15 protein-coding genes are annotated in these 14,278 nt (G+C 64.0%); 7 read left to right on the forward strand and 8 right to left on the reverse strand.

The features are described 5' to 3' along the window. The first annotated feature begins 125 nt into the window (after positions 1 to 125). Genes rph through JW805_05445 form a run of 3 tightly spaced genes read left to right on the forward strand, consistent with a single transcriptional unit; the run spans position 126 to position 2,253 of the window. Complete coding sequence (gene rph, locus JW805_05435; protein ID MBN2971460.1) at positions 126 to 842, forward strand: ribonuclease PH; 717 nt, start codon at positions 126 to 128, stop codon at positions 840 to 842. Then, on the forward strand, positions 839 to 1,468 hold the full coding sequence (rdgB, locus tag JW805_05440; GenBank protein ID MBN2971461.1) for an RdgB/HAM1 family non-canonical purine NTP pyrophosphatase: 630 nt from the start codon (positions 839 to 841) through the stop codon (positions 1,466 to 1,468). The genes rph and rdgB overlap by 4 nt, the downstream gene beginning before the upstream one ends. Positions 1,469 to 1,515: 47 nt before the next feature. Further along, positions 1,516 to 2,253 (forward strand): 5'-methylthioadenosine/S-adenosylhomocysteine nucleosidase, encoded by a 738-nt coding sequence (locus tag JW805_05445; GenBank protein ID MBN2971462.1) that lies wholly within the window; start codon positions 1,516 to 1,518, stop codon positions 2,251 to 2,253. 226 nt (positions 2,254 to 2,479) lie between these two features. On the opposite strand, the gene JW805_05450 is transcribed toward JW805_05445, so the two are convergent. The 7 genes from JW805_05450 to JW805_05480 form a co-directional block, all read right to left on the reverse strand. Continuing rightward, positions 2,480 to 2,722, reverse strand: a complete 243-nt coding sequence (locus JW805_05450; GenBank protein ID MBN2971463.1) for a hypothetical protein — start codon at positions 2,720 to 2,722, stop codon at positions 2,480 to 2,482. A gap of 131 nt (positions 2,723 to 2,853) precedes the next feature. Beyond that, positions 2,854 to 4,212, reverse strand: a complete 1,359-nt coding sequence (locus tag JW805_05455) for a DUF1501 domain-containing protein (GenBank protein MBN2971464.1) — start codon at positions 4,210 to 4,212, stop codon at positions 2,854 to 2,856. Positions 4,213 to 4,226: 14 nt separating this feature from the next. After that, complete coding sequence (locus JW805_05460) at positions 4,227 to 5,945, reverse strand: DUF1800 family protein (protein MBN2971465.1); 1,719 nt, start codon at positions 5,943 to 5,945, stop codon at positions 4,227 to 4,229. A gap of 337 nt (positions 5,946 to 6,282) precedes the next feature. After that, a complete protein-coding gene (gene rpsI, locus JW805_05465) occupies positions 6,283 to 6,813 on the reverse strand; it encodes a 30S ribosomal protein S9 (GenBank protein MBN2971466.1) in 531 nt (176 codons plus the stop codon). Continuing rightward, positions 6,813 to 7,280 carry a 50S ribosomal protein L13 gene (gene rplM / locus JW805_05470; GenBank protein MBN2971467.1) on the reverse strand — a complete coding sequence of 156 codons (468 nt, stop codon included), beginning with the start codon at positions 7,278 to 7,280 and terminating at the stop codon, positions 6,813 to 6,815. Before rplM ends, rpsI begins: the two co-directional genes overlap by 1 nt. A 147-nt stretch (positions 7,281 to 7,427) precedes the next feature. Further along, a complete protein-coding gene (locus JW805_05475) occupies positions 7,428 to 7,745 on the reverse strand; it encodes a divalent-cation tolerance protein CutA (GenBank protein MBN2971468.1) in 318 nt (105 codons plus the stop codon). Further along, the gene (locus tag JW805_05480; protein MBN2971469.1) at positions 7,742 to 8,779 is read right to left on the reverse strand and encodes a COX15/CtaA family protein; all 1,038 of its coding nucleotides are present in this window, start codon (positions 8,777 to 8,779) and stop codon (positions 7,742 to 7,744) included. Before JW805_05480 ends, JW805_05475 begins: the two co-directional genes overlap by 4 nt. Positions 8,780 to 8,916: 137 nt before the next feature. On the opposite strand from JW805_05480, the gene JW805_05485 reads away from it, so the two are divergent. Further along, a complete protein-coding gene (locus JW805_05485; GenBank protein ID MBN2971470.1) occupies positions 8,917 to 9,294 on the forward strand; it encodes a MerC domain-containing protein in 378 nt (125 codons plus the stop codon). Between the two features lie 51 nt (positions 9,295 to 9,345). Then, positions 9,346 to 11,139 (forward strand): elongation factor 4, encoded by a 1,794-nt coding sequence (gene lepA, locus JW805_05490; protein ID MBN2971471.1) that lies wholly within the window; start codon positions 9,346 to 9,348, stop codon positions 11,137 to 11,139. 1,099 nt (positions 11,140 to 12,238) lie between these two features. On the opposite strand, the gene JW805_05495 is transcribed toward lepA, so the two are convergent. After that, on the reverse strand, positions 12,239 to 13,192 hold the full coding sequence (locus JW805_05495; GenBank protein ID MBN2971472.1) for a hypothetical protein: 954 nt from the start codon (positions 13,190 to 13,192) through the stop codon (positions 12,239 to 12,241). Between the two features lie 161 nt (positions 13,193 to 13,353). Here JW805_05495 and JW805_05500 point away from each other — a divergent pair, with 161 nt between their 5' ends. Both JW805_05500 and JW805_05505 read left to right on the forward strand, forming a co-directional pair. Beyond that, the gene (locus tag JW805_05500; protein MBN2971473.1) at positions 13,354 to 13,617 is read left to right on the forward strand and encodes a transposase; all 264 of its coding nucleotides are present in this window, start codon (positions 13,354 to 13,356) and stop codon (positions 13,615 to 13,617) included. 8 nt (positions 13,618 to 13,625) lie between these two features. After that, on the forward strand, positions 13,626 to 14,243 hold the full coding sequence (locus JW805_05505; GenBank protein ID MBN2971474.1) for an IS3 family transposase: 618 nt from the start codon (positions 13,626 to 13,628) through the stop codon (positions 14,241 to 14,243). Positions 14,244 to 14,278: the final 35 nt, after the last annotated feature.

The raw sequence follows: 14,278 nt of genomic DNA on the forward strand, positions 1-14,278 counted from the left end.
AGTCCGCCAGGATTGATCCCCGTCCGCTTGGGGATAACGTCGAGAGGGGGGGAGGTCGCCTGTCCTGCACACTGGCGCCGGCTGCGCCGCGCAGCTAGGGCAGGACAAAATCCACGGAGTATCCCATGCGACCTTCCGGCCGTGCGCCCGACGAAATGCGCGCCATCACGATAACCCCGAACTTCACGCGTCATGCCGAAGGATCGGTGCTGATCGCGTTCGGCGATACCAAGGTGCTGGTCACCGCCTCGATCGAGGAAAAGGTGCCGCCGTTCCTGCGCGGTAAGGGCGAGGGTTGGGTGACGGCCGAATACGGCATGCTCCCGCGGGCGACCCACACCCGCGGCGCGCGGGAAGCGGCCAAGGGCAAGCAGTCCGGGCGGACTCAGGAGATTCAGCGCCTGATCGGCCGCAGCTTGCGGGCGGTCACCGACCTGAAGCTGCTGGGCGAGCGTCAGATCGTGCTCGACTGCGACGTCATCCAGGCCGACGGGGGCACGCGCACCGCGGCGATCTCCGGTGCCTGGGTCGCGCTGCGCCTGGCGGTCGACAAACTGATGGCGTCGGGCAAGCTGACGACCGACCCGATCCTGCATAAGGTCGCGGCGGTCAGCTGCGGCATGTATCAGGGTCAGGCGGTGCTCGACCTCGACTATCCCGAAGATTCGAACGCCGAAGCCGACGCCAACTTCGTGCTGCTCGACGACGGCAAGATTGCCGAAGCTCAGGCGACCGCGGAAGGCGCCTGCTACGACGAGGAGAGCCTGTTGCGCTTGCTGCGGCTCGCCCGCATCGGCTGCGCGCAGATTTTCGCCGCGCAGGACAAGGCGACCGGGCGATGAGCGGCGAGGGACCAGAACCCCAGGCGATCCGCAAGCTCGCTCCTGGCAAGCTCGTCATCGCCAGCCATAACGAGGGCAAGGTCCGCGAAATTCGTGAACTGCTGCTGCCCTATGGCATGGATGTCGTCTCGGCGGGCGAACTCGACCTGCCCGAGCCCGAGGAGACCGGCACGACCTTCGTCGCTAATGCCGAGCTGAAAGCGCTGCAGGCGGCCGACCTGTCGGGTTTTCCGGCGCTCAGCGACGACAGCGGGCTGTGCGTCGAGGCGCTGGGCGGTGACCCCGGCATCTTTTCCGCGCGCTGGGGCGGGCCGGACAAGGACTTCGGACACGCGATGCGGCTGGTCGAGGACCGGCTGGCAGAGAAGGGCCCCGAAGCTTCCCGCGATGCGCACTTCATCTGCGCGCTGGCGCTGGCCTGGCCCGACGGGCATGTCGAATGGTTCGAAGGCCGGGTCGACGGCACGCTCGTCTGGCCGCCCCGTGGGGACAAGGGGCATGGCTATGATCCGGTCTTCGTCGCCAACGGTCATGACGAAACCTTCGGCGAAATGGATCAGGCGGTGAAGAACGACATCAGCCACCGTGCGGACGCCTTCCGCCAGTTGGTCGCGGCGGTTTTCTGACCCCGCTTACGCTGCTTCTCGTCGCCTTTCCCCCCGAATGGGTGGCGATGGTGCCGCATGTGGAGGTGGCGGAGGAGCATTACCTGCACGGCCGCACGGTGATCGTCGGTCGGATGGCGGGTCGCGACGTCATTCTGGCGCAGACCGGCGTCAGCATGGTCAACGCAGCGATGACGACGCAGGCGCTGCTCGATCGCTTCGCCGTGTCGCGGATCGTCGTGTCCGGCGTCGGCGGCGGGCTCGACCCGGCGAACGATGTCGGGCGCGTGCTGGCGCCGGCACGATGGGGGCAGTTTCTGGAGGTCGGGATGGGCCGCGCGACGCCCACGGGGCCCGTGCTGCCGCCGCTGCCCGGCGCAACCGATCTGCCGCCCTTCGGCATGATGATCCCGCGCGATGTGATCGTAGGGCACGCGGACGAAGCGGAACGCGGGCGCCGCTGGTTTGATGCGGATCCGGTGTTGCTCGAAGTCGCCCGATCGTTCGAGAGCACGCATGACTTGCGCGTCGGCGGAGCGGGTCTGAGCGGAACGGCGTTCGTCGATAATGCGGCGTACCGCGACTATCTCCACGCGACGTTCGGTGCATCGGTGCTCGACATGGAAAGCGCCGCCGTCGCGCAGGTCGCTTTCGCGAACCGCGTGCCCTTCATCGTTTTCCGCAGTCTGTCCGACCTGGCGGGGGGCGAAGACCATGCGAACCACCTGCCCGACTGGCTGGACCGCGCGTGCGCCAATGTCGCTTCGGTGACACGCGCCTTCATCGCCGCGCTGTCCGACGAATAAAAGAGGCGGCCCGGCAGGGGAGGGGCGCCGGGCCGCACGAGTCTGCGCCTGGTCTTGGGAGCTTCCGAGCGCTGACGTCGGTATATTCCCATCGTGGCGATGGGAGAAGCGAGGGCTCCTTTTGCCGACCCAAGCCCGACTTTCAGCCGCCATAGTCGATCAACGAAAAACCGCGCCGGCTCTGATCGAGCCGACGCGGTTTCGTAATCCGGCGATGCCGAAACGCTTAGAGCGTGTTGGCGACCGTGTTTCCGGCAGCGTCGGCTGCGTTCAGCGTATCCGCTGCGGCGTTGTCGAGCGTCGCGTCGGTCGCATTCAGCGTATCGACCGCGGTCAGGTTTTCCGAAAGCGGCAGCTCTTCGTTCAGCACGACGTCGTTGCTGACGTTGGTTTCGGCCGACTTGTCGCCGCAGGCCGACAGCGCGAGAGCAGCGGCGACGGCGAGCGGAGCGATTGCGAACTTCTTCATCGATTTTCCCCTTCAAACGGCAGGCCGCGGCGCGGCTGCCCCCCACTCGAGGCGCGAGTGTCGGTTGGCGGTCCTAAGCCAATTCCCATCCTTACGATAGGATAGAAAAACTTGAGGGCTCTCGACCCTGGTTAGGCAAATAGCCCTAGCGGCCCGCGCCCGTTGGCGGTCCATGTCGACCAGTTGGGAAGGACATAGCCGAGGTCACCGTCCGCCACCCCGTGCCACTTCGCGATCGCGCCCAGATATTCCTCCTGCGCAATCGTCGGGATGAACCGGCCTTCGGATGAAACGTCGTCGGCCCCCCCCAGCACGGTCGAGGGATAGATGCCATGCGCCAGTTTCGGCCGCAGGTTGCCCGAAACGACCAAATGGTTGCTGCCCCAGGCGTGGTCGGTGCCCATCTGGGCATTGCCTCTGAACGTGCGGCCAAAATCGCTCATCGTGAATGCGGTGACGTTCTCCGCCATGCCCATCGACTTCATCGCCTTGTAGAAGGCGGCGAGGGCCATCGCGAGCTCGCCGAGCAAATTGGCGTGGGTGCCGGTGGACGTATCGGTGTTCACCTGGGTCGAGTGATTGTCGTAACCACCCTGCGTCACGAAGAAGGTCTGGCGGTCGTGGCCCAGAGTCGATCGCGCCTCGATCAACCGCGCGACGCGCAGCAGTTGCCGGGCGACGTCGCTGGTCAGCGTTGCGCCCGTTGTCGGATTGACGAAGAACGCATCGACGCTGCTGGTCGCGGTCAGGATCGAGTTGGCGGTCGTCGCCTGTGTGTAGGCGGACGTGATCTGCTTCGCGGTGACGTCGGCAATGGTGCCCATGCCGGCGGCGCTGGCAAAGGCATCGATCGCGCTGTTCTTGGCCGAAATGCCTGCACTATAGCCGGTGCGCGACAGCGTGCCGGTCGATGGCAGGATCAGCGGCGAACTGCGCTGGCCGATGACCGCCAGGTTCGAACCGCCGAGCGAGATCAACGCCGGCGTCGCTGTCTGCGCGGCGCGATCCGCGATCCGGCCCATGAAGCCGTCGAAATTGTCGCTACGCGCCCGCAGCCCCTGCCAATGCGCCTGCTCGTCCGAATGGCTCTGCAGGTTGGTCGGGCGCAGGTCGCTGCGGCTTTGGTACAGCGACTTGTTCAGCGGGGCGTAGAGCGTGCCGGTGTTGAGAACCACATTCAGCGCGCCTTCCGCCCACACGCTGTTCAGCGCCGACATCGCCGGATGCAGGGCAAAGGCCGAGCCATCGAGCGCGGTCAGCTTGTTCTGCGCGAGCGCCACGGTGCCGCGCGAACTCGCATAGCCCGCGTAGCGGCTGTCGGTCGGCACGACCATGTTCCAGCCGTCGTTGCCGCCGAACAGGAACACGCCGACCATGGCGCGGTAGCTGCCGTTGGGCGCAGCAGAAGCGGTTCGGGCAAGCTGACCAAGTGCGGCCGCCGCACCGGTGCCGGCGATGAAGGTAGCGAAATCGCGACGGGTGAGTTTCATGTCTCGCTTGCCCTTTACCGGTCGACCAGGAACAGCGGGCTGGTGCCCACGATATAGAGCATCATCTGCGCGCGGCGTCGGGCCTGCAGTGTAGCGTCGGCATTGGTGATCGCCGCAGCCGCCGCCTTCAGCGCCGTCTTCTGTGCATCGGTCATCGTGTTGGCCATCATGAGCAGGTTGATCCGCGCGATCATCGCGTCGGTATCGGTGCCCAGTGCCTCCCAAGCGCCCCATTCGGTCTTGCTGCCGACCCAGCCGGGAATGCCCGGATTGGTCGTGAATTCGCTGCGTGTCTGATCGCCCGAGATCGTCCAGTTATAGACGAAATTATGGAAGCGCGTGACGTTCGACGTCGTCATCAGCTTCGACGGACCGCTCTTGAGCGACGTGTTGCCGGGCAGCGGATAGTCGGGTGGATAGAAATTGAAGACGCTCGGCGATCGGAAGACGGGCTGCGCCAGGTTCGAGTCCTGGGTGACGAAGGCATAGCCATCCGTCGTCATCCCGACCGCGCGCATCAGCGAGGTCATCAGCAGGATGGGTTCCTTGACCTTTCCATCGGATGCGCCGGTCCGCGAGGCCCCTCGCGCTTCGCTATCGGTCAGGATCGCGCGAACAACCGCCTTCATGTCGCCGCGCACGCCTGACCCATTGTCGGCGAACTTCGCGGCCACACGACCGACATAGGCAGCCGAGGGGTTGGACGTGACCAGCTGCTGGATCAGCGCCTTCGACACATAGGGCGCGGTCGACGCGTTGTTGAACGCCGCCTCGACCGCCGCCTTGACGCTGTCCGACTGCGACGCGCCGGCGGGAACGGTGGTGCCGAGAAACGTCTTGACGCCGGTATCGTAGCGCGTCGCGATCTCGATCATCGGCTTCGAATAGTCACGCTGATTATTGTCGGTGATCGCGGCACCGGACAGTCGCGGATAGGTCCAGCCGGTCAGCGCTTTGGCGACACCCTTGATGTCATCGGTGGTGTAGGTGGGGATTGCCGCGCCGGTCGCGTCGAGCTTGCGGGTGCCGTCCATGTTCAGCTGGTCGGGACCCATGCTGAAGAGTTGCAGCATTTCGCGCGCATAATTTTCCGACGGCGCGGTGCGATTGCTGTCCGCCATGTCGAGATAATCGCCCATGAAACTCGACATGGTGACGTTCATCAACAGGTCGCGATAATTGCCGAAGGCGCCGTCGAGCAGAATCTGATTATAGGCAGCGATGCCGTTCGTTTCGTTCACTTCGGTCTCGGAAGCGACGAGGATCTGGCTGAGTGCGAAAGCGACACGCTGCTTCAGCTGGTCCGGTGCGACCATGGCGTCCGCGTAGAACCGCATCGCGACAGGCTCGCGGCTGAAATACTTGCGGTTACAGGCGGTGTCGGTGCTGCCCGTGCAGAAATTCTGCGCGACGCCGGTCGATGCGGCGATGTCGTCATATCTGCTGCCGGTCGCTGCGAACTGCTCATCGATCCAGCCGTTGATCCCGAGCGCCACAATGCGGTTCACCACGTCGGGCGTCGGCCCGAACGTCGCCTGCTGGGCCAGGCGCACGGCGTCCTGCGTACTGACCGGGGTCGGGGTGGGGGATGCGGTTGGCGTCGGTGTCGGCGTCACGCTGACGAGGCCGCCGCCCGAACCGCCCGAACTTCCGCCGCCGCCGCACGCGGACAGCGCGGCAAGCGCCACGAAAGATACCACGAGCCGCCCGGCCCGCCGCTGCATCACAGCCATGAGATCATCCCCGCCCGACACGATCCGCGCGCCGGCCCCGAGAGCTACATAACTGAAATCACACGTCGCTGGAAGCGGTTAACGTGGCTAAGTGCTTGTTTACACTATGGTTGCGCGCCGAGAGGTTCGATCAGCACGACCGGCTGCATTGAGGTAGGACGGGACAGTGTCTTAACATTGTCGCGTAAATCATTCGCGACGAACAAAAGGGCGACCCGTTGCCGGATCGCCCCTTCGATAGCTTTGGCCGCGACGCCCATCGGACATGACCGGCATTGCCGATACTGTCGCCCGACGCGGCGAACGCGCGGATTGCTCGCGCAACCCGCAGGAACGCTTAGCGCTTCGAGAACTGGAAGCTGCGGCGAGCCTTCGCCTTGCCGTACTTCTTGCGCTCGACGGTACGGCTGTCGCGGGTCAGGAAGCCGGCTGCCTTGACCGGGCTGCGCAGCGCCGGCTCGTAGCGGGTGATCGCCTGAGCGATGCCGTGCTTGACCGCACCGGCCTGGCCCGACAGGCCGCCGCCCTTGACGGTGGCGACAACGTCATACTGACCTTCGCGACCCGCAACGCCGAACACCTGGTTGATGACCAGACGCAGCGTCGGACGCGCGAAATAGACTTCCTGATCGCGGCCATTGACCGTGATCTTGCCGGTGCCCGGCTTCAACCACACGCGGGCGACGGCATCCTTACGACGGCCGGTCGCATAGGCGCGGCCCTGCTTGTCGAGTTCCTGCGCACGCAGCGGAGTGGTCGGGGCGGCCTGAACGGTCGCGTCGGTCGCGGTGCCGGCAGTCTCGGTCGAGACAGGCTGGCCCTGGGCGATGGCGCCGAGGTCGGCGAGGGACTGGCGGTTATCGGACATTATGCGCCCACCTTGTTCTTGCGGCTCAGCGCGGCCACGTCGAGGACTTCAGGGTTCTGGGCGGCGTGCGGATGCTCGCTGCCGGCGAAGATACGCAGGTTGCGCATCTGCTGACGACCCAGCGGGCCGCGCGGGATCATGCGCTCAACCGCCTTCTCCAGGACGCGCTCCGGGAAGCGGCCGTCGAGGATCTTGTCCGCGGTCACTTCCTTCAGGCCGCCCGGATAACCGGTGTGCTTGTAGTAGACCTTGTCGGTGCGCTTCTTGCCGGTGAACTGCACCTTGTCAGCGTTGATCACGATGACATTGTCACCGCAATCGACGTGCGGGGTGAAGCTCGTCTTGTGCTTGCCGCGCAGCAGGTTCGCGATGATGACCGCAGCGCGGCCCACCACCAGATTTTCGGCATCGATCAGATGCCACTTCTTCTCCACCTCGTGCGGCTTGGCCGACTTGGTGGTCTTCATCAGCGCCTTCATGGGCTAGACCCTCGTCAAATGCAGCGCGCCGCCCCAGACGTGGAGCGGCGCGGACAGGCGGCCAATGGGTCAAAGCGACAAATAAGTCAAGCAAAGTGCGGCTTTGCTGACGGGTATCTAAATACCAGGGTAGATTCAGCTCGTCGCGGTATCCACCCAATCCGCAACCGCGGCGTCGACCTCGGCGATCATTGTCTCGATCACCGGCAGTTCGTAGCTGTGGAGGCGCAGGATGGCGGCGCGCAGCCGTCGGGCACGGATGCCGGCGGTCTTGAACGTCGCGGGCACTTCCTGTCCGCGCTCGACCTTGTCCGCCCAGCGATAGATCGACCGGCAGGGCGGGTGGATCGTGACGCACGCCGCAAGCCGTTCGGTCACCATCGTCGATCCGATCCGTTCGGCCTCCGCGGCGTCGGCGAAGGTGACATGGACCAGCGCGATCGTGGCCATCACGTCCGCGCTCGACCCACGGCATGCGCCCCCGTCACCGTAGCGATCAGGACCAGCGCGCCCACCAACTGATGGAGCGCCGCCAGCCAGATCGGCACGCCCAGCACGACGGTGGCGATACCGAGCAGGATCTGCGTGCCGACCGTCGCGTGGATCATGACCGCCGCGCGTCGGTCGCCCGCCTGCTTTGCAGCGCGCGCCAGGATCATCAGCCCGACGAAGGCGACGAAGGCCCACCACCGGTGGACGAAGTGCACGACGTAGGGATCGTTGATCAGCGCGTCAGGCACGCGGCGCGCGAAGAACTCGGCCGTGGGGAAAACGCGGCCGTTCATCAGCGGCCAGTCGCTGGCGGCAAGGCCCGCGTTCAGCCCGGCCATCAGCGCGCCGTAGAACAACTGGACGAAGAGCAGCACGATCGCGACCGCACCGACGCGCGTCAGCGTCGCTGGCCGGGCCATGGGGTCGGCGGCGAGCGCGCGCAGGTTGCCCGCAACCCAGACGATCGCCGAGAGAATGATCAGCGCGAGGTTCAAGTGGATCGCCAGCCGGATGTGGCTGACATCGGTACGCTCGGCCAGCCCCGAGGTGACCATCCACCACCCCACGACGCCCTGCAGCCCGCCCAGCACCAGCAGTCCGACCAGCGGCCAACCATAGCCGCGCGGGATCGCCTTCTTCACCCAGAACCAGGCGAGCGGTACCGCAAAGGCCAGGCCGATCACGCGGCCCAACAGGCGGTGGAGATATTCCCAGAAGAAGATGCCCTTGAACTGGGCGAGCGTCATGCCCTGGTTCAGCTGCTGATATTCCGGGATGCGCTGGTATTTCGCGAACTCGGCCATCCACTGGGCTTCGGTCAACGGCGGGATGGCGCCGGTTACCGGCTTCCATTCGGTGATCGACAGCCCCGACTCGGTCAGCCGCGTGACCCCGCCGACCACGACCATCGCCACGATCAGCGCAGCGACGAAGTGCAGCCAGCGGACGAGGGCGGCCGGGCGGGCGGTGGGGGGATCGAGCGGGGGACGAAGCATCGCGCAGCGATTAGCCCAACGGGCGAAGCGCGCCAAGTTGGGCAATTTGTCCCAGTGGCGGGCGGCTCAATCAAAACCACCGATATCGCAGATGTGATATTGTAACGTCGCGCGTTCGCGCCTAGATGGACGTTCGGATGGCACAGTCGACTCGCCTTTGGTGGACCTGGCTCGGCCTCGATCGCATCGCGATCGGGTTGTCTGGGCTATGCCTGGTCCATTGCCTGGCGACCGCCGTGCTGCTGGCGCTCGCGTCGGCGGCGGGCGGGATGCTGCTCGATCCCCATTTTCACGAGATCGGGCTGGCGCTTGCCATTCCTCTAGGCGCGGTGGCGCTGGGGCGGGGGATGTGGACTCACGGCTATATGATGCCGTCCGCGGTCGGGGCGTTGGGCCTGGGGGTAATGGCCGGGTCGCTGACGCTGCCGCATGGCGACAGCGAAGTGCTCTACACCATGCTCGGCGTCGGGCTGCTCGCGCTCGGCCACGACCTCAACCGTCGCGCGCACGCCTGACGGCAAAGACCGACGATTGCCCTCGGGCGCGCGTCAATCTAGGTGGCGCGCATGACTCCGCTCGACAAGATCCGTAACTTCTCCATCATTGCCCATATCGACCATGGCAAGTCGACGCTCGCCGACCGGCTGATCCAGCGGACGGGCGGCCTCTCCGAACGTGAGATGTCGGCGCAAGTCCTTGATAACATGGAGATCGAGAAGGAGCGCGGCATCACCATCAAGGCGCAGACGGTGCGCCTGGAGTGGAAGGGCCACATCCTGAACCTGATGGACACGCCGGGCCACGTCGACTTCGCCTATGAGGTCTCGCGCAGCCTGGCCGCCTGCGAAGGCGCGCTGCTCGTCGTCGACGCGGCGCAGGGCGTCGAGGCGCAGACGCTCGCCAACGTGTACCAGTCGATCGAGCATGATCATGAGATCATTCCGGTCATCAACAAGATCGACCTGCCCTCCGCCGAGCCCGAGAAGGTCAAGACCGAGATCGAGGAGATCATCGGCCTCGACGCGTCGAACGCCGTCCTGTCCTCGGCCAAGTCGGGGATCGGCATCGAGGAGATCCTGGACGCGATCGTCGAGCGCATTCCGGCGCCCAAGGGCGACGCCGACGCGCCGCTCAAGGCCATGCTGGTCGACAGCTGGTACGACCCGTATCTGGGCGTCGTCATCCTGGTCCGCGTCATCGACGGCATGATCAAGAAGGGCCAGCAGGTCAAGTTCATGGCGACCGGCACGACCCACCTGATCGACCGCGTCGGCGCCTTCCGCCCCAAGCTCGAGAACCTGCCCGACCTGGGGCCGGGCGAAATCGGCTTCATCACCGCGCAGATCAAAGAAGTCGCCCAGGCCCGCGTCGGCGACACGCTGACCGATGCGAAGAAGCCCGCCGCCGAGCCGCTGGAGGGCTTTAAGGAAGTCCAGCCGGTCGTGTTCTGCGGCCTGTTCCCGGTCGACGCCGCGGACTTCGAAAAGCTGCGCGAGAGCATCAGCAAGCTGCGTCTGAACGACGCCTCGTTCAGCTTCGAGATGGAGACGTCGGCGGCGCTCGGCTTCGGCTTCCGCTGCGGCTTCCTGGGCCTGCTGCACCTGGAGATCATCCAGGAACGGCTGATGCGCGAATACGACCTCGACCTGATCACCACCGCACCGTCGGTGGTCTATCAGATCGAGCTGACCCACGGCGGCGGGCACATCGACCTGCACAACCCCGCCGACATGCCCGAGCCCAACAAGATCGAGACGATCAGCGAGCCGTGGATCCAGGCGGTCATCTACGTCCCCGACGAATATCTGGGCTCCATCCTGAAGCTGTGCCAGGACCGCCGCGGCATCCAGAAGAACCTGACCTATGTCGGCGGCCGCGCCCAGGCGACCTACGAACTGCCGCTCAACGAAGTCGTGTTCGATTTCTACGACCGGCTGAAGTCGCTGTCGAAGGGCTATGCCAGCTTCGACTATGAACAGATCGGCTATCGCGAAGGCGACCTGGTCAAGATGGGCATCCTGGTCAACGAAGAGCCGGTCGATGCGCTGAGCATGATCGTCCACCGCTCCACCGCCGAAACGCGCGGCCGCGGCATGGTCGAGCGGCTGAAGGAACTGATCCCGCGCCACATGTTCAAGATTCCCATCCAGGCCGCGATCGGCGGCAAGGTGATCGCCCGCGAGACGATCAGCGCGCTGCGCAAGGACGTGACCGCGAAATGCTACGGCGGCGACGCGACGCGCAAGCGGAAGCTGCTGGACAAGCAGAAGAAGGGCAAGGCGAAGATGCGGGAATATGGCTCGGTGAGCATCCCGCAGGAGGCGTTTATCGCGGCGCTGCGGATGGGTGACGACGCCTGAGGCTAGCGAGCGGATTGCGCAGCAATCCGGGAGCTAGACGAAGACCAGCGTCGCGCCCGGCCGGCGGCGCCACAAGCGCCGACCGACGACGCGGCTTTGCCGCGTCGGGTTGGATGTCGGCTTTGCGCCCCAATTACTTACGTTTAGTTTGGTTCAGCGCAATTTTGCAACCTGCCGTTCGGCGTCTCGCTTACGGCCGCAATAGTTCTCACCAGAATTCTTATATGGTGGATACATAGTGCCCTTTATGTGAGTTTGGCGTGCTATTCGGCCGGCAATGCGGGAGGGGAAACCGAACCCTGATCAGGCACAATTGGAAACTCCTGCTGAAAGGTGCCAAAATGTATAAGAAGCCGCTGGAGCCTCAATATTCGATGCTGTCGCCCTGGGATACTCATCGCCCGCGCTGCTGCATCTTCACAGTCGAACACTAGGGCGCGAAGCTCGCTAATGCATTCTTCTTCAATCGCCACCCGCTCTTCCGTCCATCGTCGAACATCATCCACCGTTGGCGAGGTCAGAAGGAAAATGTCCGAATAGAGGCGACTCCATCGTTTCATCCATTGAGCATGCGCAGTCCCAGCAGGACCTAGGCGCAAGATGACCTGGACGAGCGATATAACAGTGACGGTGGCGGCACCGATCTTTGCAAGCCAGCCAGGCGAGCCAGCCATCAGATCGCCAAATGCCGAGGCGCCGGCAGCGATGGTTACGAGGGTAAATAGCGTGTCAAGGTTGCTTAGAAAGGCCGCTCGGCGCCGATGATATCTGGAGGAGTACTCTGCGCGATATAGTAGCTGCCAGCGGCACTCCTCCAACTCATCCTGCGTCACTTTTTTGGACGAGGAGGAGGAGCTTGCTCCGATGTGGTGCGGCCCGTCTGACTTTTGTTGCCGTATCCGTCGTTAAGCGGCTTTGGCGGTTGTTGAGGTGAAGGCTGGTTCCGACCGCCGCCACGTTTGTCTTCTGCCATATCCCTATCTCCTAGCGTTGGACAATAAGAGAACATCGCGTCTATGAGTCAAGGGCTGGGGTCTTATAACCGCTCTCTATCCATTCGCTGTTGCTCGTATCGCCCGGAGCGCTCGCCAGTGGACATCTAAAGTCCGTACAATAAGGTTGCCGCGTGACGCACCTCGCCGGGCGTCGTAGCGATAATAGTCCTCAAATACTCTAGAAACTCACTGCCTCGGTTGAGGGAAAAAATACGAGCGCGATAATCGAGCTCAGCGACGCAACGCTTGTGGCGGAGGAGTTCAGCGCACTCATTATCGATGAACATGGCGTCCACGTATGGCGCGTAGGCGGCTATCGCCGACACGTCGCCCATGAAGCCCGCTGACGGCTTCTTCTTCCTCCCGTTTGCGAATTGGTCGGCGAGCGCTGCGAAAAGGTATGCGAGCAGCTTACCGAAGGGCTGCTCGCGATTTTGCGGCCAGCTCCAAAATTCTTGCACCTTAGCATTGAGCTGCTCCTCGGCTATGCCGATTTGACTGAATAGCCGCCGCAAAAGCTGCAGTTCCCGCATGGCGAAGCCCTGCGAAAAATTGAGCAAGGCAAACACGTCGTTGTCGGCCAGCCCCCTCTCAAAGCTGTTCTGAGCGGCTCGTAGCCCCTCGATGCGACTCTCGTGGTACGCGCCGAGTTCTTGGGCAAGCACCTGGTCAAAGCCCATGCCCTGGGCAATCCATCTATCGGTGAGCTGGCTGACGGACTCGCCGATCTGTTGTCTACTTTGACGGGTTTCGCCGGTGAAGCTGCTCCAATCCATCCTCACGCTTACCCGGATGTCCGGCAGCCACTCGTTGCGAGACCCGTCCAAGATCTCGTCAATGTTCGTGTTGACGACCGGCGCTAGCCCCTTCACGTACGCCGCTGCGAAACTCTCGACCTGGCTAAACTGAATTTCACTTGCGTCGGTGAACCGTATGTCGCCGCCAATATGCTCTTGGGTATCGCGAAGCTCCTTGGGAAACGGGCTAACGATGGTTTCGTTATGGTGGATGTCCGAGTGCGGGAGTACGACCTGTTGGAGAAGCACCGCCTGGGTCACCAGATCAGAGAACTCTGTCCAGAACTCGGTTCGCTTGTCTGGTCTACGCGTGCCCGTCCGTAATTTGTGCAGCTCGCTGAAAACGAATTGGTCGAGATAGATTGACCTGCTCCCCGGAAATCATGCCATTGATAAGTTAGCTCGTCAGATGGAGACGAGTGATGCGGCGAGGCCGATTTACCGAGGATCAGATCATTGGCGTGCTGCGCGAGCATGAGGCTGGCGTGAAGACCGCCGAGCTATGCCGGAAGCACGGGATCAGCGACGCGACGTTCTACAACTGGAAGGCGAAGTATGGCGGTATGACCGTGTCAGAGGCGGCGCGGTTGCGGACGCTGGAAGACGAGAACCGCCGGCTGAAGAAGCTGCTGGCGGAGTCGATGCTGGACGTGTCGGCGTTGAAGGATCTGCTGGGAAAAAACTGACCCGGTCTGTGGATCGCTACGCTGCGGTGGAGAAGCTGATGGCCGACCACGGCTTCTCCGAGCGTCGCGCCTGCAGGCTGATCGGGGTCAACCGGTCGGCGTGGCAATATGAGCCGCTTCGCGGAAGGGACGATGCTGTCCGCGCGCGGATGCGCGAGATCGCCAACGAGCGTCGTCGGTTCGGCTATCGCCGGCTGGCGATCCTGCTCAGGCGGGAGGGCAAGGGCATGAACCTGAAGAAGGTGTACCGGCTATACCGCGAGGAGCGGCTGACGGTGCGCAAGCGTGGCGGTCGCAAGCGAGCGCTGGGAACGCGGGCGCCGATGGCGATCCCGCAGGAACCCAACCACCGCTGGTCGCTCGACTTCGTGTCGGATGCATTGGCCTGCGGCCGGCGGTTCCGTATGCTGAACGTCATCGACGACTACAGCCGGGAGTGCCTGGCGTGCATTGTCGATACCTCGTTATCAGGCCGGCGCGTCGTCCGCGAGCTCGCCGCCATCGCCGAACGTCGCGGGCTGCCGTGCATGGTGGTCAGCGACAACGTCCTATGTCGGGAAGCAGCGGCGGGTTTTGGCCAGCAGATATCCATGCGCCGACAACCGTCGGCGCGGCATGCAATCTGAGCCAGATGGCTCCCACCGTCAACGGGATCGCTCCC

It is taken from the genome of Roseomonas aeriglobus (assembly GCA_016937575.1).
Classification (GTDB): Bacteria; Pseudomonadota; Alphaproteobacteria; order Sphingomonadales; family Sphingomonadaceae; genus Sphingomonas; species Sphingomonas aerigloba.